Genomic DNA, 20,707 nt, shown 5'->3' with positions numbered 1-20,707 from the left:
GCCAATCGGCCGCCTTTTTTACGATTAGCCAACAAAACATCAACTTCCCCCTACCATTCATCCGCCATTATTGGCAAAATCCAGCCCCCAATGAAGCTGGTCTGCCTCCTGCTGGCGCGAGCCTGCGGCCACCTCCAGATCTGCCACAATAACAACGACAACATTATCAACAAGAACATCGGAGCGTATTCCTATGGCCCGCAGAGATGTCCATACCCTGGATAGCGAAGTGGAGTTTCCTGCCGACGTACAACTGGTCTCCACCACTGACCTGCGCGGGGTGATCACTTATGCCAATCCGGCTTTTTGCACCATCGCCGGCTATAGCGCCGACGAGCTGGTCGGTCACAACCACAATCTGGTACGCCACCCCGACATGCCCAAGGCCGCCTTCGCCGATCTCTGGGCCCGCCTCAAGGAGGGCAAACCCTGGCGCGGCATCGTCAAGAATCGCTGCAAGGATGGTCGTTACTACTGGGTAGATGCCTATGTGACCCCCATCTATGAAGGCAACAGGATCAGCGGCTACCAGTCGGTACGCTGCAAGCCCGAGCCCCAATTCAAACTCATCGCCGCTCAGACCTACCAAGCCCTGCTCAAGGCCGAGCGCGGCAACAGCAGCAACCTTCCCTCTCTTGCCAGAGTGCGCACCCCGGCCATTACCCTGCTGCTGCTCGGCATGATGGGCTGGACCTTCGTCAGCCAAGGGGCCATGACCGTCCTGCTGATGCTGCTGCCCCTGTTGCTTCTTGGCGGAGCCTACTGGCGCGAGCTCTTTGCCCTGCCCCACTATCTACAGCAGCTGGGCCGTGAATATGACAGTCTGACCCGGCTGGTCTACTCCGGTGACAACCCCGGCGCCATTGCCGATTTTCATATCAAGATGCTTCAGGCCCGCATCCGAACCGTGTTGGGGCGGATCAACGATGCCACGGCACCTCTGCAAACCCTGGCCATCAATCTGAAGCAGGCCTCTCATCAGGCCTGTCTCGATATCAACGAGCAAGATGCCCAGACCCAGCAGATGGCTACGGCTATGACTCAAATGGCCAACACAGCTCACGAAATCGCCCGCAACATTCAGGACTCCAACGGTCAGGTCAACGAAGCTCGCAATCGTTGTGAACAAACCAACCAGCAGTTGAACCAGACCGAGCAACAGATCGAACAGCTCGCCAAACAGGCAGAGCTGGCGTTCAACTCGGCGGTAGAGCTCGCCAGCGAATCCGAACGGATTGGCAGTGTCATGGGCGAGATCCAGGGCATCGCCGAGCAGACTAACCTGCTGGCCCTCAACGCGGCCATCGAAGCTGCTCGCGCTGGGGAGCAGGGCCGTGGTTTTGCGGTGGTCGCAGACGAGGTGCGAACTCTATCGACCCGCACCCACAAGGCGACCGAGCAGATCCAGGTCAGCATCAAGCAGATCCAGCACACGCTGGGACGCTGGAAGGGGATGATGCAGGAGAACCTGCAACAGACCCGCACATGTGCCGAGATGACCCGCCAGGGCGCCAGCAGCCTCCATACCGTGCTGGCAGAGATAGAGCTGGTCACCGAACACTCCACCCAGATCGCCGCCGCTGCTGAGCAGCAACAAGCGGTCGTGGAGGAGATCAGCCGCAGCATCCACCAGATCTCCGAGTACTCCCACGCCAACAGTCAGAAGATGCTGGATGTCGATCACTCCAGTCAGGCTCTGCTGGAACGGGCCAAGCAACTGAAGGGGCTTAGCCAGACCTTCGGCTGAATCATTGCCAGCCCCATGACAGAAGCGCCACAATGGCGCTTCTGTTGTTTTTGACGAATCGGGTCTATGAGCATTGAACCAAGTCCATCCCCATTGAACAAAACGGCCCGTATCGAAGCGATCATCGCCTTGATCCCGGCAGGCCGGGTGGTCAGCTATAGTCAGGTGGCCGATCTGGCCGGGCTGCCCGGACGGGCAAGACTGGTGGGCAAGGTGCTGCGGGAAACCGACAAGGTACTGCCCTGGCATCGGGTATTGGGCGCGGCGGGCACTATCTCGTTACCCAAAGGATCGCCAGGCTTTGCCGAGCAGACGGGACGATTGCAGCAGGAGGGAGTCGTGGTGATCGGGGGGCGGGTCAGAATGAAGGAGTGGCAATGGCAGCCCGACTTGGCCGAGCTGCTTTTTCTACTGCCGTTTTGAGGGGGTCACGGCCGGATCACTCCAGCGGCGCAAGGATCTCTTCGCTGCGCACCTGCACCGGTATGGTCTCATCCGCGCGCTGCAGCAGCACCAGCAGGCTCTGCCGGTCAACCTCCAGCACATAGGCCGCCCCTTCCCGAGTCATGCAGCTCATGCCCGGCCGGATCTCGTTTATCTCCATCTCAACCTCCTTGTCTACTTCGCGATTGATGACAGCTGCACTCCTTGCAGCTGTCTCAGTATACCGCTATCCATAAGCAAAGAGGCCCCTTGTCGGGGCCTCTTTTCATCAGGCTTTTTTAGCCTTTGGCAAACTCTCTTGCCAGGTACCGTTGTCGTAGTGAGCGGTCCAACCGGTCGCCTTGCCGTTGACCTCGCTCATCACGTACTGCTCCTTGGTCTTGCGACTGAAGCGCACGATGGCGGGGTTGCCGTCCGGATCGGTGAGCGGGGCACCGGCCAGATACTTGTGCTTGGCGGAGATGCGATCCTTGAAGCGCTTGAGCTCTTCCACCAGCGGCGCGCGGGTCTCGCGGGATTTGGGGAAGTTGCTGGCCGCCAGGAACAGACCGGCAGCCCCGTCACGCAGCACAAAGTGGGCATCGGACTGGGTGCACTTGAGCTCCGGCAGCGGCACCGGATCCTCCTTCGGCGGCGCGATGTCGCCGTTTTTCAGGATCTTGCGGGTGTTCTTGCAGGTCTCGTTGGTGCAACCCATGTACTTGCCGAAACGGCCGTTCTTGAGCTGCATCTCGGCTCCGCAACGGTCGCACTCGATGCTCGGCCCTTCGTAGCCCTTGAGCTTGAACTGGCCCTTCTCGATCTCGTAGCCATCGCAATCCGGGTTGCGACCACAGACGTGCAGCTTGCGGCTGTCATCGATGATGTAGGCATCCATCGCAGTGCCACAGACACCGCAGCGGTGCTTGGCGCGCAACGCTTCGGTTTCCGCCTCTTCACCGTCAGTGGCGGAGACAAACTCGTCGGCAGAGACCAGGTTGATGGTCTTCTTGCAGCGCTCTTTCGGCGGCAAGGCATAGCCGGAGCAACCAAGGAACACGCCGGTGGTGGCGGTACGAATACCCATCTTGCGGCCGCAATCCGGGCAGTCGATGTCAGTCATCACCATCTGGTTGGCACGCATGCCGCCCTCTTCGGGCGCCTTGTCAGCCTTCTCCAGCTCCTGGGTAAACTCGGCGTAGAAAGCGTCCAGCACCTTCTTCCACTCCAAGCTCCCTTCGGCGATGCCATCGAGCTTGTCTTCCATCTTGGCGGTGAACTCGTAGTTCATCAGCTCGACGAAGTTCTCCACCAGACGATCGGTGACAATCTCGCCCATCTTCTCGGCGAAGAAACGGCGGCTCTCAACCCGTACATAACCGCGATCGACGATAGTGGAGATGATGGAGGCATAGGTTGACGGACGGCCGATGCCACGTTTTTCCAGCTCGCGCACCAGCGCCGCTTCGGTGAAACGGGCAGGCGGCTTGGTGAAGTGCTGGCGCGGATCCAGCTTGACCAGTTTCAGCACCTCGCCCACGGTGACCGCAGGCAGCTGGCTATCTTCGCCCTTGCGACCCATCGGCGGCAGTGCCTTGGTCCAACCGGCGAAGCGCAGGGTACGGCCACGGGCCTTGAGCTCGAACTCACCCGCCTTGACGGTCAGGGTGGAAGAGTCGTACTGAGCCGGGGTCATCTGGCAGGCGACAAACTGACGCCAGATGAGGTCGTACAGACGCATGGCATCCGGCTCCATCCCTTCCAGCATCTCGGCTGTCACCTGTACGTTGGAGGGGCGGATCGCCTCGTGCGCTTCCTGAGCATTGGCCTTGGCGCCATACAGATTCGGTTCGGCTGGCAGATAGGCCGCGCCATACTGCTCGCCGATATATTCACGCACCGCCTCAACCGCCTCTTTGCTGAGGTTGGTAGAGTCGGTACGCATATAGGTGATGTAACCCGCTTCATAGAGACGCTGGGCCATCATCATGGTCTTCTTGACCCCGAAGCTCAGACGGGTAGAGGCCGCCTGCTGCAGGGTGGAGGTGATAAACGGCGCAGAGGGCTTGGAGCCGGTCGGCTTGTCTTCCCGGTTAACGACCTTGTAGTCGACCCCTTCCAGGGCAGCGACAGCGGCGAAGGTCTCGGCCTGGGTCACCGGCTTGAAGTCGGCACCGTTTCGGCTGACCACTTCCATCCGCAGATCGCTCTTGTCGGCGGTCAGCAGGTCGGCATTGAGATCCCAGAACTCGACCGGTACGAACGCCTTGATTTCGCGCTCTTTATCGACGATGAGACGCACCGCAACGGACTGTACCCGACCGGCGGAGAGGCCACGAGCCAGCTTTTTCCACAGCAGCGGGGAGACCATGTAACCCACCACGCGGTCGAGGAAACGACGGGCCTGCTGGGCATTGACGCGGTCAATATTCAGCTCGGACGGCTGGGCGAACGCCTCCTTGATGGCACTCTTGGTGATCTCGTTGAACACCACGCGCTTGTAGCGGCTGTCGTCGCCACCGATGATCTCGCGCAGGTGCCAGGCGATCGCTTCTCCTTCTCTATCCAAGTCGGTTGCGAGATAGATGGTGTCGGCTTTCTCGGCCAGACTTTGCAACTCGCTGACCACCTTCTCCTTGCCGGGCAAAATCTGGTAGTTAGCCTGCCAGCCAGCGGTCGGATTGATACCCATCCGGGCAAACAGGGCCTTGCGATCCTTGGCAGCCTTCTCGGATTCGCTCAACTTGATGCCGCGAATGACAGGTTTCTTGGGCTCGGTGCTGGCGCTGCCGCTGGTGGGCAGATCGCGAACATGACCAACGCTGGATTTCACCACGTAGTCCTTGCCCAGATATTTGTTGATCGTCTTGGCCTTGGCCGGAGACTCCACTATGACCAGTGATTTGCCCATGCTGTAACTATTATCCTCATTGCACCCGACGGGGTTGGTGTGCGGTTTTGTGGGGCTGTATAAGAGATTTGGCGCGAAAAAGCAATCTTGTGAGCAAATTTGCCTGACCAGCCCGAACCACACGGCTTCTTTTATTGCTTCTTTATTTATTAATGCGAAGGCAACAGGCCGGACGCAACCGCTTTTTCAATTTTCTGCCATACCGCCCCTCTTTTTATATCTGAAACGACATAAAAACGTCTGCTGGTTACCAGCTTGTTACAAAGACATAAAATCTCTTTATAATGGCCCAACCCCGACGCATTGCGCGCGGAAGGAACCGCTACCCATCATAAAAATCGAAAGGATGTACTCAATGAAGCACTTCGAGGTCAATTTCGACGGTCTGGTCGGCCCGACTCATAACTATGCCGGCCTCTCCTACGGCAATGTTGCCTCCCAGAGCAATGCCCAGGAGGCTTCCAATCCGAAAGAGGCCGCCAAACAGGGGCTGCGCAAGATGAAGGCGCTGACCGAGCTTGGCATGACCCAGGGGGTACTGGCGCCACAAGAGCGCCCCGACCTCGCCACCCTCCGCCGCCTAGGCTTCACCGGCAACGATGCCCGGGTGCTGGAGCAGGCCGCCAAACAGGCTCCCGCCGTATTGGCTGCCTGCTATTCGGCTTCCAGCATGTGGACCGCCAACGCCGCCACCGTCTCCCCCAGTGCCGATACCCAAGATGGCCGCATTCACTTCACCCCCGCCAACCTGACCAACAAGTTTCACCGCTCTCTGGAACCGGACGTCACAGGTCACATCCTGCGCGCAGTGTTCAACAATGATCGCCACTTCAGCCACCACCTCCATCTACCGGAAAATGACCACTTCGGCGACGAGGGGGCAGCTAACCATACCCGCCTCTGCCGCGCCTATGGCGAGGCGGGTGTCGAGCTGTTCGTCTATGGCCGCAGTGCCTTTGACTACTCCCGCCCGGCGCCGAAGCGCTATCCGGCCCGCCAGACTCTGGAGGCAAGCCAAGCCATCGCCCGCCTGCATGGCCTTGGCGAGGAGAGCGTGGTGTTTATTCAGCAAAACCCGGAGGTGATCGATCAGGGGGTGTTCCATAACGACGTGATCGCGGTGGGCAACCAGAACCTGCTCTTCTTCCACCAACAAGCGTTCCTCAACACCGAAGCGGTGCTGGCCGAGATCAGCGGCAAGTTTGGCGAGGGAGATCTGCACTTTATCGAAGTGCCGACTGCCGAGGTATCCGTGCTGGATGCGGTGAAATCCTACCTGTTCAACACCCAGATCCTCACCCTGCCGAGCGGCGAGATGGCCATCATCGCCCCCACCGAGTGCCGCGACAATCCGGCTGTCTCTGCCTATCTTGGCAAGCTGCTGACGCAGGAGACCCCGATCAAGGCGGTCCACTATATGGATGTGAAACAGAGCATGCGCAATGGCGGCGGCCCGGCCTGCCTGCGACTGCGGGTTGCCATGAACGATCAGGAACTCGCAGCGGTCAATCCGGCCTGCCTTATCAACGACAGCCAGTTTGCCCGCCTCGATGGCTGGGTCGATCGCCACTACCGCGACCGCCTGACCCTCGATGACCTGCGGGATCCGGCACTGGTGCAGGAGTCCCGCAGCGCACTGGACGAGCTGACCCAGATCCTGAAACTGGGTTCGGTCTACCCGTTCCAGCGCTAAATGTGATGCCCGGGAAGACCGCCAACGCTGGCGGTCTTCTGCTATCTGCCTTCTCTTCAGCGCGATCGCCAAATTGCACGGATGCTGTTTTGTGCAGAAAAGCAGCGCACAACTTGCTGATAAGCTTGAATTTTGAGCTGGATGTATCAAAAAATCGACGAACAGTCATTTTTTACTGCCAGATGCCTCATCAAGGGGTTCACAAAGCCTCTGGATCTGATAGTATGCGCCTCGCACTTGGGGAGGGGTTCCCGAGCGGCCAAAGGGATCAGACTGTAAATCTGACGGCTCTGCCTTCGAAGGTTCGAATCCTTCTCCCTCCACCATTCAAGTGCAAAGTAGTGACAATCAGGAAATACCCCGTGGAGGGGTTCCCGAGCGGCCAAAGGGATCAGACTGTAAATCTGACGGCTCTGCCTTCGAAGGTTCGAATCCTTCTCCCTCCACCATTTCCCTGATTGCAATGGCTGAATACAATTTGCTTTGCCCCTGTGGAGGGGTTCCCGAGCGGCCAAAGGGATCAGACTGTAAATCTGACGGCTCTGCCTTCGAAGGTTCGAATCCTTCTCCCTCCACCATCATTCAAGAAAACCCGGCCTAGCGCCGGGTTTTCGCTTTCTGCCATTCTCATCACATTTTTCCGACCTTGTCAGATCTGACAGTTGCAATTGCATCCCATCTTGCTCATCGTGGCATCATCGACATCAGAGTGTTCATATCATGTTTGAAGTCTGGGACGAGCATGGTCACGCCACCGGTCTGACATTGCAGGCGCTCAAAGTCAGAATCAGCAACGACTATCAGGGCGATCTGATGGTGCGCTACAGCAACAAGCTGGGACTCCCCACGACCCTCTTTCTGACCATTCATCAGGGCGTTGCCTATCAGCGCTTCAAAGCGGGCTCGCCAAAACTGGATTGGGAGTGGCTGGCCACTGCAGGCAATGGCCACAGCCCCCGCAATTTTATGAGCGAACAGTTCCCCTTACTCCAGCTCTCCCTCGATAACTGAATGCCCCTCTCTTTCGCTCAATAACGTCAATTCATCGATGATTTGCTGTAATTGGGCACGAAAGCGTGTCAGCTCATCTGTACAAGCTGGCGATCCAAATTGACGGATTTTTTCTTCCAATCGCCATGCCTGTTCCGCCAATTCCGGCGCCATCATCATGCTGATGGTCCCCGCCTGACGATGCACCCAATTGGCCAATGCATTGTCATCAAGTGGCGCCTGCGCCATCGACTGTTCAAGCTCCTGGCGAAAAAGCGGAAACATCTGCCGCAACTTTTCACCATGACCAAAAAATGCCTCCATGGCCGCAATATCAATCAAGGTTGGCGCGGGTAAGATCTGCCACTTCTGCAACATCTGGCGCAGAGTATCCAGCAGCACCGGTTTGCCCAACAGATCGTCCATGCCCGCGGCAGAACAGCGTTCAGACTGCTCTGGCAACACATTGGCCGTCATGGCGATGATCAGTAGCCGCTCACCTTTCTCTGCAGCCCGTATCCTGCGCGTGAACTCATAACCATCCATCACCGGCATCTGACAGTCACAGAGCACCAGCTCATAGGGATGCTGCGCGACCATCTCAAGAGCCTGCTGGCCATGCTCTGCCACATCGCAGTTCATCCCCAGTTGCCTGAGCTGGCGTATCACCAGCGACTGATTGAGGGGATTATCCTCCACCAGCAATACCCGGCAGGGCTGCATGGGTGCGCTCTTTCGCATCGCTTTCGTTGCCGTCCCATCGCTCAAGCCAAGCTGGCGATAGCAGACTTCCCGCACCGCATGCCAGGTCATGGGATTGCTGTTGAGGGTGTAACCCTCCTCATCACAACGATAACCGAGGGGGGTTGCCAGCGGCAGCACCCGGATGAGCCCATTGCCTGCCAGCTCATGGTCTGTGAAACGCAACTGAGCATCAACAGACTCCAACGTTCGTGTTACCCCCAAGGCATCAAGATGCAACAACAGGGTGTGGCACAGCTTATCGTCATGGAGATCGATGTGGGCTTGCACGCCATTGAGACGGAGATCCGGCTCTCGCTGTGCCAGCTCTGGCAACGTAACCGTCAGGCTGATGAAAGTGCCTAGCCCAGGGGCACTCTCCAGCCGGATCTCGCCACCCATCAAGGTGGCCAGGGTCTGGCAAATACTCAGGCCCAAGCCGGTACCACCATAACTGCGGGTGGTGGATCTCTCTGCCTGTTCAAAGGCATTGAAGATCCGGCCAAGCGCCTCTGGGCTCATACCGATGCCGCTGTCGCGCACGCCGAAGCGCAATTGCTGCTGCCCCTCCTCCTGTACCAGCAGTTGCACCGAAATCTCGATAAAGCCCCGCTCGGTGAACTTGATGGCATTGCTGACAAAGTTGAAGAGGATCTGGCGCAGACGCAGCGCATCACCACTTACCCGAGCCGCCACACCGGCATCCGCCCAGAGATAGACGCGCAACCCCTTGCGATGTACTTCGCTCACCGTCATGGTCAGCACGCTGTCAAGCAGCTCGCGGACAAGAAACGGCGCTTCTTCGAGTTGCATCTTGCCCGCCTCCAGCTTGGCGAAGTCGAGCACGTTGTCGATCAGCGCATGCAATCCCTGGGCACCGCGGTTGATAACCTCCACCATCTGGCGCTGATCCTGAGTCAATTCGGTAAAAGTGAGCTGTTCCGCCATACCGATAATGCCATTCATGGGCGTGCGAATTTCGTGGCTCATGGTGGCCAGAAACTCCCCTTTCTGGGTGGCGGCAGACTCTGCTTTGGCCTTGGCTCTGGCGAGTGCTGCCTCAACCTGATGGCGACGGACTATCTCCTGACGCAGCCGCCAGTAAGCCACCGACAGCACCAGAATAAAGAGCGTAATCGCTCCCCCGGCGGGCAACAGAGTGCGCACCAGCTTCGCTCTGGGGATACCTTCGCTGTAATTGAGCGCCAGCCAGCTGTTGCGGATCTGGCGCTGCTCCTTGTCGCTCATGCTGGCAAGCACCCGGTTGACCAGGGGCAGCAAGGGGACGTAAGGCTCACGTACCGCAACGGCCAACTCATCCTTGAAGGGGGTGGGCGCGGCAATATGAAGTCGGTCATCAAACTGTTCGGTGATAAGACGGGAAACCACCACCAGATTGCCGATATAGGCATCCCCCTGCCCTGCTGCAACCTGGGCGAGCCCCTCGCTGGCACTCTTGGTCGTGGTCAGTTTAAGGTCGGGCACCAATGCCTTCAGCTCGGGGATCAGCATGCTGTCGGTCAGCAACAGCTCTTTACCGGACAGATCGGAGAGATCCCCGATCGGAATGCTACCGCGAGCCGTCACCAGCACCATTGGAAAAGCGGTAAAAATAGTACTCCCGTGCCATCCTGCCAACCGCTCGACAATCCGAACAGGCAACACAGTCATATCGATTTCGTGGTGCAGCAGCAACTGCTGCAGATCGGGCCAGCTCTTCACGGACACATTGTGATAAGCCAAACCCAGCTTCTCTCGCAGCAGCGAGAGATAATCGGCAATCAACCCGCTCCATACCCCCTCTTTATCTTGCATGGAGAAGGGGCTCCACCCCGGGATCAGGCCAAGCTTCATGGGGGGGAGCGTTGACAACCAGGTTCGCTCGTCAGGCCGCAGCAAAAAGCCGCTGTGCCCCATAAATTGAGGGCTGATGCTCTCCCCTAACCAGCGCTGTTCCAGCGCACTGCGCTCTTCAACCGTCAGCGACTGGATGGCCGTATTCAGCCGGATGGCCAAACCGGGCTTATTGCGGTTGACCCCAAGATGCAGCGTCTCCATCAACAGGGGGGACTGGGCCACTACAACCAGTCCCGGATGGTTCTTGATAAACAGATTGACCACATGCAGGTTGCCGATATAGGCATCGGCTTCCCTCTGCTCAACGGCCATCAAGGCGCTGTGGGTATCCACCACCAGCAAGGGAGAGACATTCGGGTAGTGCAGTCTGATCAGCTTTTCCGTTAAGAAGCCCTTTTCGATGGCCACGCTTGCCTGTGGCAAACGGCTAACATCCTGAAACAGGGCACTGTCCTGGCGCACCACCACCACGGTCGGCGAAGTGTAATAGGGTAAGCTGAACGAGATACATGGCCGGGTGTCGGTATTGAAGGCATCGAGCAGGATATCCACCTTGCCCCGGCAGGCGTCCTGATACATCTTGCGCCAGCTGGGGTAGACATGCCAGACCACCTGATAATCCAGCCTGGCCGCCAGCAGCAACATCAGATCGACACTGAAACCGGAGGGTGCCTGACCATCCCATTGCTGAAATGCTCCCCACCCTCCGGCCATGATGCCGACATCTATGGTCGGGCGGGTCGGCGCCGCTGCCGCCAACGAAATGGGCATCAGCAAAATGATCCATGTTGCCAGGATAAGCCGGTTTATTCGCGACAACCCCACGCAATATATATTCATCAGAGTTAAATACCGCTTCAAAATGAGAGCATCCCTTATAAAAGGGTGCATAGTGTAGTATAGACGTGCTAAATTTAATGGACTTAATATTATTCTGTGATTTATAAAAGGCTAATTCATGTCTTTCAAACTGATAATTGCTGATGATCACCCATTGATTTTAGCTGGCATACGCAGCCTGATTGAAAAAATAACTCCAAGCTGTGACATAGTGGCAGAAGCATATAATGTATCTGATTTGTTTTTGTTATTAAAACAACACCCGTGCGATCTGCTGATCACCGACTTCAGCATGCCGGGAGATGATCGCAGTGACGGCTTGGTGATGATGGAACAGGTGCGCCGGGAATATCCTCACCTGGCCATCATCGTGCTCACCCAACTGCACAACAATGCGATATTACATGCCCTGCTGCAATTCGGTGTAGATGGCCTGATACTGAAAAAATCCGTTATTACTGAATTGTCAGAGGCCGTGCGTCAAGTATTACTAGGCCACACCTACCTCGGCCATTCGGTGAAAACCTTACTGGCCGAAGCCGGACTATCCCGTCACACCGAGATCACTCCGCTCACCCCAAAAGAGAGCGAGGTGGTACGCCTATTGGCCAGCGGCATGTCGGTCACCCAGGTTGCGGAACACCTTCATCGCAGCGTCAAGACCATCAGTACCCAAAAGAAAAATGCTATGGCAAGACTAGGGATAAATAGCGATAGCGAATTATTCCACTATGCCAGGGAGTATGGTTTACTTTGAGTTTACCTTATTACTGGTTTAAATGCCTTGGTTATATTGATGCATCAAATATAACCGTTACATATCCCATATAAAACCCACCTGGTCGCTTCATCATCTGCTCCAAATATTCTTGTCTTGTTATGCTAAAATTTAGTGTATGTAACTCACCCGCCGTACTGGGAATTTGTGATGGATATAGGCCCACAGGTTGGCCGCTAAGTACTAACCTGTTACCTGCCAAATTATCAACACTTACCTCAATCGGAACTAAATGTCCGTCTCTGATATTTCTAATATAACAAAGTGGACCAATTCCGTGCTCACAAATTTTACTAACATTGATTCTTGATGAAAACCAAATCTGGTATGGAGTAGAAGCTTTCATAAAGGGGGGAACTCTATTCGTCCATTCACGCCATCCTCCTGGAGGTTCCAAATTTACACCGTGCTCACCACTGGCAGCCCTGAAAGAAACTTTAAGTTGATGGCGAACCTTTATTTCAAACGTAATGATTAATTGAGTTTTCGGAGTACCTGAGCCAAAGTTAAATCCCCCTTGGCTGCCTATGTCCAACATTAATGTACCTGTATAGGTTCCATTTTCCAACGTGTATGGATTTGGAGCTTTAAGTTTATACCCTAGATATATAGCACTAACACTCATATATTTGTTATTGATTGAAGGGTTGATAGAGTTACCATAGCACTCTCCCCCTACTCCATCTTGCGTTGTTCTCCTAAATAGAAAAAGCGATGTGTAGGTTGCAAATGTCTTGCTACCGAAACAATCACCCTGCTCTGGTATTGGTGGTTTCTGCGTATAATAATTACCAACGTCCATTTGTGTGCCAACATTAGTGGTGATAAAACTCATCTTAAATGATTTATTCCCACCCTGTTTCGTCAAGAATACATCGCGAGGACCAGGATACTTTACATAAAACAATGAATTCTCTTTTTTAGAGCTGTTTATCGTTCGACTCATGGCAATATTGAAATAAACTGCCTGTGGCACATCAATCGTCGGTGTTGTTTTGCACCAAAAATTACTTTCAGCACCAGGAAACTGAAGGCAAGGGGTTGTATTAATAAACTGAGCCCCCTCAGCTTCATAGGCCGCTGGGTTATATTCTGCTGTAATATGCAGTGTCGCCGCGTATACATGAAAACTACAAAGAAATATAATTAATAACACACAATAATATCGCCCTATTTTCATCACATATTCTCGTTTAAAAATTTATTGGCTGGACAAGGTCATCGGAACGCAGACCAGATTGCCTACCAGCAATACACCTGACTGGCGGTCAACTCTGGCAGTGTTGAGTGACAAGTCGCACTGATGCGCCCCCCGATACTCCACCTTCATGGCGGGATTACGTTCACTCATCTCCAGCGCAAAGAAACCGTCGGCCTCGCTGACAGTACGGCCAGAATGGTTCAGCACCATGGCCCCCTTGAGGGGGTGCCCCTGTCTATCCAGCAGTCGGCCAATCACTGTGACTGTGCGTACGGCATTGACCTGGCCATAACCTACCCCACCGCGATTAAGGTGGTAAGGGAGTACGGTTGGCCTGATGGTAAGCGGTGTCCCCTCGTGGTCGGCCATCTCCAGTTGCAAGGTGCCACTTTGCAAGGCTGGCACCGAGACCAGATGGCGACCGGGTCCCAGAGTCTGTAGGCTTCCTTGATCATCGCTGACTTGGATACGTGCCGCCTCATCATCGGCGTCGATATCGAGGATCATCGCAGCCTCATTGCCCATACTGCCCATCTCGCGAGAACCGAGCGCCAACTCCCCTTCACGCCCCAGTGCCACTACGCTCTCCAGATTGACACCGCCGGTCACCTGTTCGTTATAAGAGGAGTGCTGGGCAAACAGATCCCCACCGAGCCAAGGCGATGCAAAACGGCCATAGCCTGACAGACCGGTTCCATAGCTGTCGTGGGTACTGCCCACGCTGACCTGACGCAGCGGGCCCCAATCCACCTCCTGCTGATAATTGAGATAGGCGCTGCGCTGGGCACCACCCGAGCGTGAGGTATTGCTGCCCAACCCCAGCGACAACTGGCGATCATCCCCCCCCAAGTTGATAGTGAGACTCAGCGTACTGCCGCGATCCCGCTGCTGCGCCGTGCTCTCGCTGCCGGGGCGATCGAACAGGGTAACGCCCCAGGTCACCCAGCGCCCCCACAACCTGTCACTGTAGTGCCATCCGAGATCCATGCCATTGCCGCGGCCGGACTGGTGAGAGACATAGAGACCGAGCGTTCCCCATTTTTCCAGCGATTGCTGCAGTGACAGGCTGGACACCGCAGTTGCTTCCCCCTGCTTGCGCAGATTGCGCGAATGGCTGGCCACCAGACTGCTATTGCCCTGCCAGTAGATCCCCTGCAAGTCGTAACCCCACCCCATGCCAACACTCTGGTTGAGGGAGGCAAAACCGTGGAGCTGGCTGGTCGCCTCCCAGTCGAGCGAGAGGGAGTGCTGAGCACGCTTGTCCACATACTGGTTACCCGCCCCCACAACCAGCGAGGGGAGCAGCAGATGGTTAACGGCAATACCACCACTGGCGCCTTCCAGATCGCTATCGCCTTGTCGTACCAGCCAGCGGGTCTGACGCCCGGCAAAGAAGTTGAAGCGCCACGGCTCCTCCGGCGTCTGCCAGTTGGAGGGTTTGTAGATCATCTCGCGCCAGCGGCGGCTCTCCTGACCATCTTCCAGCAGCCGCAACTCCACCTCATAGATGCCGCCGGGCAGCGAGCGGGTGTCGAGGGCCTGCAAGCCTGCACTCACCGGCTGGGACTGGATCAAACGATCGTCGCGATATATCTCCACCATACCTGGCCGAGCCGGCGCCACCTGAATGGGTGTCATGCTGGGCACCCCGCGCTCTCGGCGCAGCAGATCCGAGCTGCCCCACATCACCCCGAGTACGGTAGGGGTCGCGCCACTGTAGTAGTTCGGCTGACGCAACAGCCCTTGAGCCGAGGGAAAGAAGAAACCAAGGCGATAAAAATTGGCCTCATGGAGCCGCTCGCCATAAAGCTGAGCCAGGCCCACTTCACTCGATTGCCCCTCCTGCCAAGTCGCATCCCCCTCCATAAAGGGAGTCCACTGTCCCCAGTTGCCCTCCAGTTGCAGGTTGTAGTGACCGCTGCGCTGGCTGCCCTGTACCAGGTTCAGCTGGTTCTGGACCAGCAACCCCTTGCTCTCCTGAGGCAATGCCATAAAGCGTTGCTCCCGAGCCGCCTGCTCCACCTCATCAGTCAATACAGACAGCTGGGACTCCTCCAGGCTGTATTGCAGCCCTACTATGCCTTCAGGGCAGGCCCGGCCGCACTCACCGAGCGACAGGCGGGTTCCCAGTCGGGTCAGCCAGCGTTCACGCGCCCCCTCGTCAAACTCGCTCTCCTGCACATCCATCAGTGAGAGCAGTTGTACCGAGTTATCCCGTCCGAGCAGCACTTCCCCATCCCCCAGCAGGCGACCGTCAACGGTTACTCGCACCATCAGCGGGACGCCAAAAAAATGCTCTTCAAACCCTTCCGGCAATTGCCGCGCCTGTTGCAGCAACAGTGCTGGCTCTACCGCTATCACAGTACACGAGAGCAGCAACCCAAAAAAGAGAAGAAGAAAATGGCCCATTGCTTACAATCCCAATGCTTATCATCTCAATGAAAGGGGGCCTGATGGCCCCCTATATTCATGTCAACCACCTTGGGCAGGCGGTGCTTCAGATTCAAAGATCATGCTGACAACGCCCTGATAGTTGCCGGGCTTGTAGCCTTCGGTTGGCGCCGCCACGGGAATAATCTCCAATCCGACTTGCTTGCCGGCATTGGCATCTGCCTGATTCAACAGCTCCGCAGACGTGGAGGTCAATTCAACGCCAGCAAACATGACCTTCAGATTGATGCTCTCTTTACCACTTGTCATTATTGCAGGATGGCTCAAGTAGCCTTTGACAGGCCCGATGGTGCTCTTGACGTCAAACTGCTTGGTTAGCGTTGCCAACTTCTTGCTAAAAGGGTCATATTCCAGTTTCTGCGGAGTATTTAGCCAGTTACCTACGGGCTCAACATAAAAGGTTGATGCAGGAACTTGTGCTGTTACTTGTACTGCATGCTCAACACGCTCTGCCGCCATTAGGGTACCGCTTGTCAGCAACAGTACGGGGGCAAACCACAACCTCTTCATAACCACTCCTTATTCTTTGATGATATTCATTGGCATTTCGCTATTCAGGCCTTGAACTCCTTGAATACCGATTGCTTTCCTTCGATCAGTTCAAAACGAACCGAACTGGCGGCATCTTGGCTGACCCGCTTTTTAACACCGGGCAGCAGATGCAACTTCTCCGGTTGGCTGCATGACGATTTGTCACACACCTCCAGATAATCGAGAATAACGGTGGCATTGCCCCGATTCTCCACATAGAGGGCACCATTATGGCGGTCAATCCGGGTGTCATAACGAGGCACTTTGGGGGCTACAAACAAAATGGTGCCAAAACCGGTAAGCATGCTGACACCGGCGCTGATATGTGACTTCAAGGGCAGCTCGGTTATTTCATCCCCCTGTGGTTTGACCGGCACAAAGCGCACCCGAAAATAACGCTCGTGCTCCCTCTCTCCCATATAGATAAAACGGGTAGCCTGGATGCCACCTGCCGGAATAATCAACCGTGATGGACTTGTCACCAGCTGGCGAACGCCCTCCTCCGGTAACTCCTGCTCCTTCGGCACGCCATCGGCACCATATATAATTTCGGCTAAGGTTATTTTGACAAAGGCCGTCTCATCGCCAAGATTTCTAACCCGCTTGAGCAGCGTAGTTTTTTCTGCTGACATATAGTCATATAAGGTGCCAACGCTAATATCCGGTGATGCCAAGATATTGCTGCTGAATATAAGCAGCAACACAGTAAAAACCTTATTCATGAATAATAATCACACTGTAAAAACAATAGAGAGTGGTGCCTTCATTACAGGCTCCGAAAAATATATGGGTTCCATATATGCAAATCGCCCAATTATCATATTTGGCTCAGCGATTCGTCATTGAGGTCAGTCTAGATAATCCATGCACCGGACTTAATCGGAATAATCCGATACTGCCAAAGTATTTTTTCTGCAAACAATCAGACAATTCCTACAGCCAGCTTTCAACATCCTCCCCTATTATTCGAAATCATCTCAGTCAGCAGGGAAGTGACATGTTTGCGTTTAAAGAAGAGTTTCCGGTCGGTGACGTGGCATCCCTGACGACAGCGGACATTGCCGTGCCCTTTTATCAGCCAATCGTTAACCGGGATCGCCAGATCATCGGCTTTGAGGCGCTGGCCAGACGCTGGGAACCCCGCCAGCAGCGCTATCAGGGAATAGACTTTCCCTCTCTCAGCGATGAAGAGTCCCTGCATGTGGATATCGTTATGCTCAGAGCCATTTGGCGTGATCTGACCGCGCTGGCACGCCATGCTCCTTGTACCCTCTCGATAAACCTCAACCCCGCTTTTGAGAGCCCTACATATAAGAACCTGCTGTTGCTCACTCTCTTGCAGGCCCGCAAGCTGGATATCGCAATCTGGTTCGAGGTGGTGGAGTATGCCCCGCTAGAGCGCAAGGAGTTGGCCCTGATCGAGGTACTGCGCAGCCACGGTGCCCATATCGCTTGCGATGACTTTGGCACCCAGGAGTGCAATTTTCAGCGAGTGATGGCGCTCCCCTACGAGGTCATCAAGCTGGATCGCTCCCTGCTGCTGCAAGCGACCAGGAGTAGCCATGCCTTGCGCATGCTGACCGGACTGGTGGAGTACCTGCAGCGACTCGGCATGAAGGTGGTGTGCGAAGGGGTGGAAAACCAGACCCATATCGAGATTGCCGATCAGCTCGGCTGTGACTATCAACAGGGTTACGCCTACGCCATGCCCTCCCCCCTCTCCCGTTGGGCCTGAGCGGCGGTTTCATTTCGGCATCCTATCGGCTCGCGCAGCCAACAATTTCCTGCCAAATTGCATGATGACGTGGGGGCGAGTACAATCTCGCACCCCGAATATCCGGCGCATCGTCTGTAGATAGGCCCGGATATGCCGTCATCGGGTCGCGCTGCATTGAGCCTCCTCTCGGAGGGCATCTTGCACCACAACTCAACCACTACGATGCCATCAGGTGGCATCGTCCTGATTTGCAATCAGATATAAAGAGTCCGCCATGTTTAAACCAGAATTGCTCTCCCCCGCAGGTTCCCTCAAGAACATGCGTTATGCCTATGCCTATGGCGCTGATGCCGTCTATGCCGGTCAGCCCCGCTACAGCCTGCGGGTGCGCAACAACGAATTCGATCATGAAAACCTGCAGCTGGGCATCAACGAAGCCCATGCGCTGGGCAAGCAGTTCTATGTGGTGGCCAACATCCAGCCCCACAACTCCAAGCTCAAGACCTTTATCCGTGACATGCGCCCTGTGGTGGAGATGAAGCCGGATGCGCTGATCATGTCCGACCCCGGTCTTATCATGATGATGCGTGAAGCCTTCCCGGATATGCCCATTCACCTCTCGGTGCAAGCCAACGCGGTCAACTGGGCCACGGTGAAGTTTTGGCATCAAATGGGCCTGACCCGCGCCATACTCTCCCGCGAGCTGTCGCTGGACGAGATCGAAGAGATCCGCATGCAGGTACCGGAGATGGAGCTGGAAGTGTTCGTTCACGGCGCGCTGTGCATGGCCTACTCCGGCCGCTGCCTGCTCTCCGGCTATATCAACAAGCGTGACCCCAACCAGGGCACCTGCACCAACTCCTGCCGCTGGGAGTATAAAGTGCACGAGGGTAAAGAAGATGACGTGGGCCAGATCGTCCACCGTCAGGAGCCCATCGCAGTGCGTCCGGACAACACCCTGGGCCTTGGCAAACCGACCGATGCGCTGGTGCTGCTGGAAGAGTCCAACCGCCCGGGCGAGTACATGAGCGCATTCGAGGACGAGCACGGCACCTACATCATGAACTCCAAGGACTTGCGTGCCGTCGAACACGTCGAGCGACTGACCAAGATGGGCGTGCACTCCCTGAAAATCGAAGGGCGCACCAAGTCCTTCTATTACTGCGCCCGCACCGCTCAGGTTTACCGCAAGGCCATCGACGATGCGGTGGCGGGTCGTCCGTTCGACCGCAGCCTGATGGGCACCCTCGAAAATCTGGCCCACCGCGGCTATACCGAGGGCTTCCTGCGCCGTCACAACCACAGCGAATACCAGAACTACGACTACGGCTACTCCGTCTCCGACACTCAGCAGTTTGTCGGCGAGATCACCGGTCGCAAAGGTGACATGGTCGAGGTCGAGGTGAAGAACAAGTTCCTGGTGGGCAACAACCTGGAGCTGATGACCCCGCAGGGCAACGTCCGTTTCAATCTGGAGCAGATGGAGAACCGCAAGGGCGAGCTTATCGATACCGCGCCGGGCAACGGTCACGTGGTCTATGTGCCGGTCCCGAAAGATCTGGATGTGAACTACGGCATCCTGCTGCGCAATCTGGGCGAGCGCGAGGATACTCGTCAGCCCCACTCGGCCGCCTGAAATGGCACTGCTCATCACCGACAAGTGTATCAACTGTGACATGTGCGATCCCGAGTGCCCCAACCAGGCTATCAGCCTGGGTGAGGAGATCTACGAGATCGACCCCAGTCGCTGCACCGAGTGCGTCGGTCACTATGAGAAGCCGACCTGCATCAGTGTCTGCCCTATCGACTGCATCATCTGGGATCCCGCCCACGTGGAGACCGAAGATCAGCTGATGGAGAAGTTTGTGCGGATGCACAGGCAGTAAAACGAAAAAAGGCCGACTAATCGGCCTTTTTTGATCCTGCTGTCCCGTCCTGAATATGGTTTACACCTTTTCCCCCAATAAATGGAGAACCCGATGGGACAAGGTGTGAAACGGACACAGCGCGATTACTCGCTGACTTTTAAACTGTCACTGGTCGAGCAGATTGAAAAAGGCGAGCTCACCTACAAACAGGCTCAGGTGCGTTATGGCATTCAGGGCCGCTCCACCGTTCTGGTATGGTTGCGTAAACATGGTCGGCAAGATTGGAGCCAGGGGGCTTCTGTGCGCGCCGGCAGGAGCATCACCATGCCTGACCCCGACAACCAGACACCCGAACAGCGCATCAAGGAACTTGAGCAACAGCTGGCGCTGATGAGCCAGAAGGCCCAGTTCTTTGAGGCCGTCGTCGATGTACTGAAGAATGACTACGGCGTCTCCATCGTAAAAAAGCGACCCGGCAAGTCCTCTCGCAGCGGCAAGTCGAGAGGCTGACCATTGTCAGGGCTTGCCTGTTTCTGGGGATAAGCCGGCAGGCTTACTACAAGCGCAATCGGGTCGCCGACGAGCGCCATGCTCAAGGGCTGCAGGTGGTGCGCTTTGTGCGTCAGGTTCGACTGCGACAACCTCGGGTGGGTACTCGCAAGCTGCATTATCTGCTGCAGGGTCAGGATGATGGCGGGCTCAAGGTCGGGCGGGACAGGCTGTTTCGGATATTGGCCGAGCACAGCCTGCTAGTGCTGCCCAGGCGGGCGTATCACAAGACCACCCACAGTTTTCACCGTTTCTACCGTCATCCCAACTTGCTCAAGGCGGGGCCAGAGCAGGTCACACCGGTGGCCCCGGAGCAGGTCTGGGTCGCTGATATCACCTATCTGCCAGCCAGGAGCGGACCGCTGTACCTGAGCCTGGTGACGGATGCGTACTCACGCAAGATAGTGGGC

At 56.1% G+C, this 20,707-nt stretch carries 15 protein-coding genes, 3 tRNA genes and 1 pseudogene; 12 read left to right on the top strand and 7 right to left on the bottom strand.

The features are described 5' to 3' along the window. Positions 1-193: 193 nt before the first annotated feature. Together ACB035_RS00095 and ACB035_RS00090 are read left to right on the top strand one after the other, a co-directional pair. On the top strand, positions 194-1,747 hold the full coding sequence (locus ACB035_RS00095; RefSeq protein WP_371166385.1) for a methyl-accepting chemotaxis protein: 1,554 nt from the start codon (positions 194-196) through the stop codon (positions 1,745-1,747). A gap of 66 nt (positions 1,748-1,813) precedes the next feature. Further along, the gene (locus ACB035_RS00090) at positions 1,814-2,170 is read left to right on the top strand and encodes an MGMT family protein (protein WP_371166384.1); all 357 of its coding nucleotides are present in this window, start codon (positions 1,814-1,816) and stop codon (positions 2,168-2,170) included. A 16-nt stretch (positions 2,171-2,186) separates the two neighbouring features. On the opposite strand, the gene ACB035_RS00085 is transcribed toward ACB035_RS00090, so the two are convergent. Next, positions 2,187-2,351 carry a hypothetical protein gene (locus ACB035_RS00085; protein ID WP_317103706.1) on the bottom strand — a complete coding sequence of 55 codons (165 nt, stop codon included), beginning with the start codon at positions 2,349-2,351 and terminating at the stop codon, positions 2,187-2,189. Positions 2,352-2,459: 108 nt separating this feature from the next. Beyond that, positions 2,460-5,081 (bottom strand): type I DNA topoisomerase, encoded by a 2,622-nt coding sequence (gene topA, locus ACB035_RS00080; protein ID WP_005362158.1) that lies wholly within the window; start codon positions 5,079-5,081, stop codon positions 2,460-2,462. A gap of 355 nt (positions 5,082-5,436) precedes the next feature. Here topA and astB point away from each other — a divergent pair, with 355 nt between their 5' ends. From astB to ACB035_RS00055, 5 genes are all read left to right on the top strand, one after another. Then, positions 5,437-6,774, top strand: coding sequence for an N-succinylarginine dihydrolase (astB, locus tag ACB035_RS00075; RefSeq protein ID WP_371166383.1), 1,338 nt, complete (start codon positions 5,437-5,439; stop codon positions 6,772-6,774). A 241-nt stretch (positions 6,775-7,015) separates the two neighbouring features. Further along, positions 7,016-7,100: transfer RNA gene (locus ACB035_RS00070), tRNA-Tyr, on the top strand. A 38-nt stretch (positions 7,101-7,138) separates the two neighbouring features. Beyond that, positions 7,139-7,223: transfer RNA gene (locus tag ACB035_RS00065), tRNA-Tyr, on the top strand. A 44-nt stretch (positions 7,224-7,267) separates the two neighbouring features. Further along, positions 7,268-7,352, top strand: a tRNA-Tyr gene (locus tag ACB035_RS00060). 142 nt (positions 7,353-7,494) lie between these two features. Then, on the top strand, positions 7,495-7,785 hold the full coding sequence (locus ACB035_RS00055; protein WP_042082561.1) for a hypothetical protein: 291 nt from the start codon (positions 7,495-7,497) through the stop codon (positions 7,783-7,785). On the opposite strand, the gene ACB035_RS00050 is transcribed toward ACB035_RS00055, so the two are convergent. Then, positions 7,759-11,133, bottom strand: coding sequence for an ATP-binding protein (locus ACB035_RS00050; protein ID WP_371166382.1), 3,375 nt, complete (start codon positions 11,131-11,133; stop codon positions 7,759-7,761). The genes ACB035_RS00055 and ACB035_RS00050 overlap by 27 nt on opposite strands. A gap of 187 nt (positions 11,134-11,320) precedes the next feature. Between ACB035_RS00050 and ACB035_RS00045 the strand changes: the two genes are divergently transcribed. Next, complete coding sequence (locus ACB035_RS00045) at positions 11,321-11,959, top strand: response regulator (RefSeq protein ID WP_371166381.1); 639 nt, start codon at positions 11,321-11,323, stop codon at positions 11,957-11,959. 31 nt (positions 11,960-11,990) lie between these two features. On the opposite strand, the gene ACB035_RS00040 is transcribed toward ACB035_RS00045, so the two are convergent. The 4 genes from ACB035_RS00040 to ACB035_RS00025 all read right to left on the bottom strand — a co-directional run bounded on the left by ACB035_RS00040 (position 11,991) and on the right by ACB035_RS00025 (position 16,885). After that, positions 11,991-13,160 carry a hypothetical protein gene (locus tag ACB035_RS00040; RefSeq protein ID WP_371166380.1) on the bottom strand — a complete coding sequence of 390 codons (1,170 nt, stop codon included), beginning with the start codon at positions 13,158-13,160 and terminating at the stop codon, positions 11,991-11,993. Positions 13,161-13,181: 21 nt separating this feature from the next. Beyond that, a complete protein-coding gene (locus ACB035_RS00035) occupies positions 13,182-15,542 on the bottom strand; it encodes a CS1-pili formation C-terminal domain-containing protein (protein ID WP_371166379.1) in 2,361 nt (786 codons plus the stop codon). A gap of 111 nt (positions 15,543-15,653) precedes the next feature. Then, entirely contained in the window at positions 15,654-16,142 is a 489-nt protein-coding gene (locus ACB035_RS00030; RefSeq protein WP_371166378.1) for a CS1 type fimbrial major subunit, read from the bottom strand. Positions 16,143-16,186: 44 nt separating this feature from the next. Continuing rightward, positions 16,187-16,885, bottom strand: coding sequence for a hypothetical protein (locus ACB035_RS00025; RefSeq protein WP_371166377.1), 699 nt, complete (start codon positions 16,883-16,885; stop codon positions 16,187-16,189). Between the two features lie 275 nt (positions 16,886-17,160). On the opposite strand from ACB035_RS00025, the gene ACB035_RS00020 reads away from it, so the two are divergent. The 4 genes and pseudogenes from ACB035_RS00020 to ACB035_RS00005 all read left to right on the top strand — a co-directional run. Further along, positions 17,161-17,898, top strand: coding sequence for an EAL domain-containing protein (locus ACB035_RS00020; RefSeq protein WP_371166376.1), 738 nt, complete (start codon positions 17,161-17,163; stop codon positions 17,896-17,898). A 256-nt stretch (positions 17,899-18,154) separates the two neighbouring features. Then, positions 18,155-19,516: a tRNA 5-hydroxyuridine modification protein YegQ gene (yegQ, locus tag ACB035_RS00015; RefSeq protein ID WP_227095057.1), complete on the top strand. Its 1,362-nt coding sequence runs from the start codon at positions 18,155-18,157 to the stop codon at positions 19,514-19,516. A 1-nt stretch (position 19,517) separates the two neighbouring features. Continuing rightward, on the top strand, positions 19,518-19,766 hold the full coding sequence (locus ACB035_RS00010) for a YfhL family 4Fe-4S dicluster ferredoxin (RefSeq protein ID WP_005334896.1): 249 nt from the start codon (positions 19,518-19,520) through the stop codon (positions 19,764-19,766). Between the two features lie 93 nt (positions 19,767-19,859). Then, positions 19,860-20,707, top strand: a pseudogene (locus ACB035_RS00005) (IS3 family transposase); the annotation flags it as partial.

Source organism: Aeromonas sp. S12(2024) (genome assembly GCF_041402305.1).
GTDB classification, from domain to species: Bacteria; Pseudomonadota; Gammaproteobacteria; order Enterobacterales; family Aeromonadaceae; genus Aeromonas; species Aeromonas veronii.
The sequence above is the reverse complement of the archived record's forward strand: the minus strand, read 5'-3'. Positions and strand labels throughout refer to the sequence as shown.

Coding starts and splice junctions, on each gene's coding strand:
- ACB035_RS00045 (WP_371166381.1), top strand. CDS start 11,321: ATGTCTTTCAAACTGATAATTGCTGATGATCACCCATTGATTTTAGCT.
- ACB035_RS00030 (WP_371166378.1), bottom strand. CDS start 16,142: ATGAAGAGGTTGTGGTTTGCCCCCGTACTGTTGCTGACAAGCGGTACC.
- yegQ (WP_227095057.1), top strand. CDS start 18,155: ATGTTTAAACCAGAATTGCTCTCCCCCGCAGGTTCCCTCAAGAACATG.
- ACB035_RS00040 (WP_371166380.1), bottom strand. CDS start 13,160: ATGAAAATAGGGCGATATTATTGTGTGTTATTAATTATATTTCTTTGT.
- ACB035_RS00055 (WP_042082561.1), top strand. CDS start 7,495: ATGTTTGAAGTCTGGGACGAGCATGGTCACGCCACCGGTCTGACATTG.
- topA (WP_005362158.1), bottom strand. CDS start 5,081: ATGGGCAAATCACTGGTCATAGTGGAGTCTCCGGCCAAGGCCAAGACG.
- ACB035_RS00025 (WP_371166377.1), bottom strand. CDS start 16,885: ATGAATAAGGTTTTTACTGTGTTGCTGCTTATATTCAGCAGCAATATC.
- ACB035_RS00010 (WP_005334896.1), top strand. CDS start 19,518: ATGGCACTGCTCATCACCGACAAGTGTATCAACTGTGACATGTGCGAT.
- ACB035_RS00095 (WP_371166385.1), top strand. CDS start 194: ATGGCCCGCAGAGATGTCCATACCCTGGATAGCGAAGTGGAGTTTCCT.
- ACB035_RS00085 (WP_317103706.1), bottom strand. CDS start 2,351: ATGGAGATAAACGAGATCCGGCCGGGCATGAGCTGCATGACTCGGGAA.
- ACB035_RS00020 (WP_371166376.1), top strand. CDS start 17,161: ATGTTTGCGTTTAAAGAAGAGTTTCCGGTCGGTGACGTGGCATCCCTG.
- ACB035_RS00090 (WP_371166384.1), top strand. CDS start 1,814: ATGAGCATTGAACCAAGTCCATCCCCATTGAACAAAACGGCCCGTATC.
- ACB035_RS00050 (WP_371166382.1), bottom strand. CDS start 11,133: ATGCCCATTTCGTTGGCGGCAGCGGCGCCGACCCGCCCGACCATAGAT.
- astB (WP_371166383.1), top strand. CDS start 5,437: ATGAAGCACTTCGAGGTCAATTTCGACGGTCTGGTCGGCCCGACTCAT.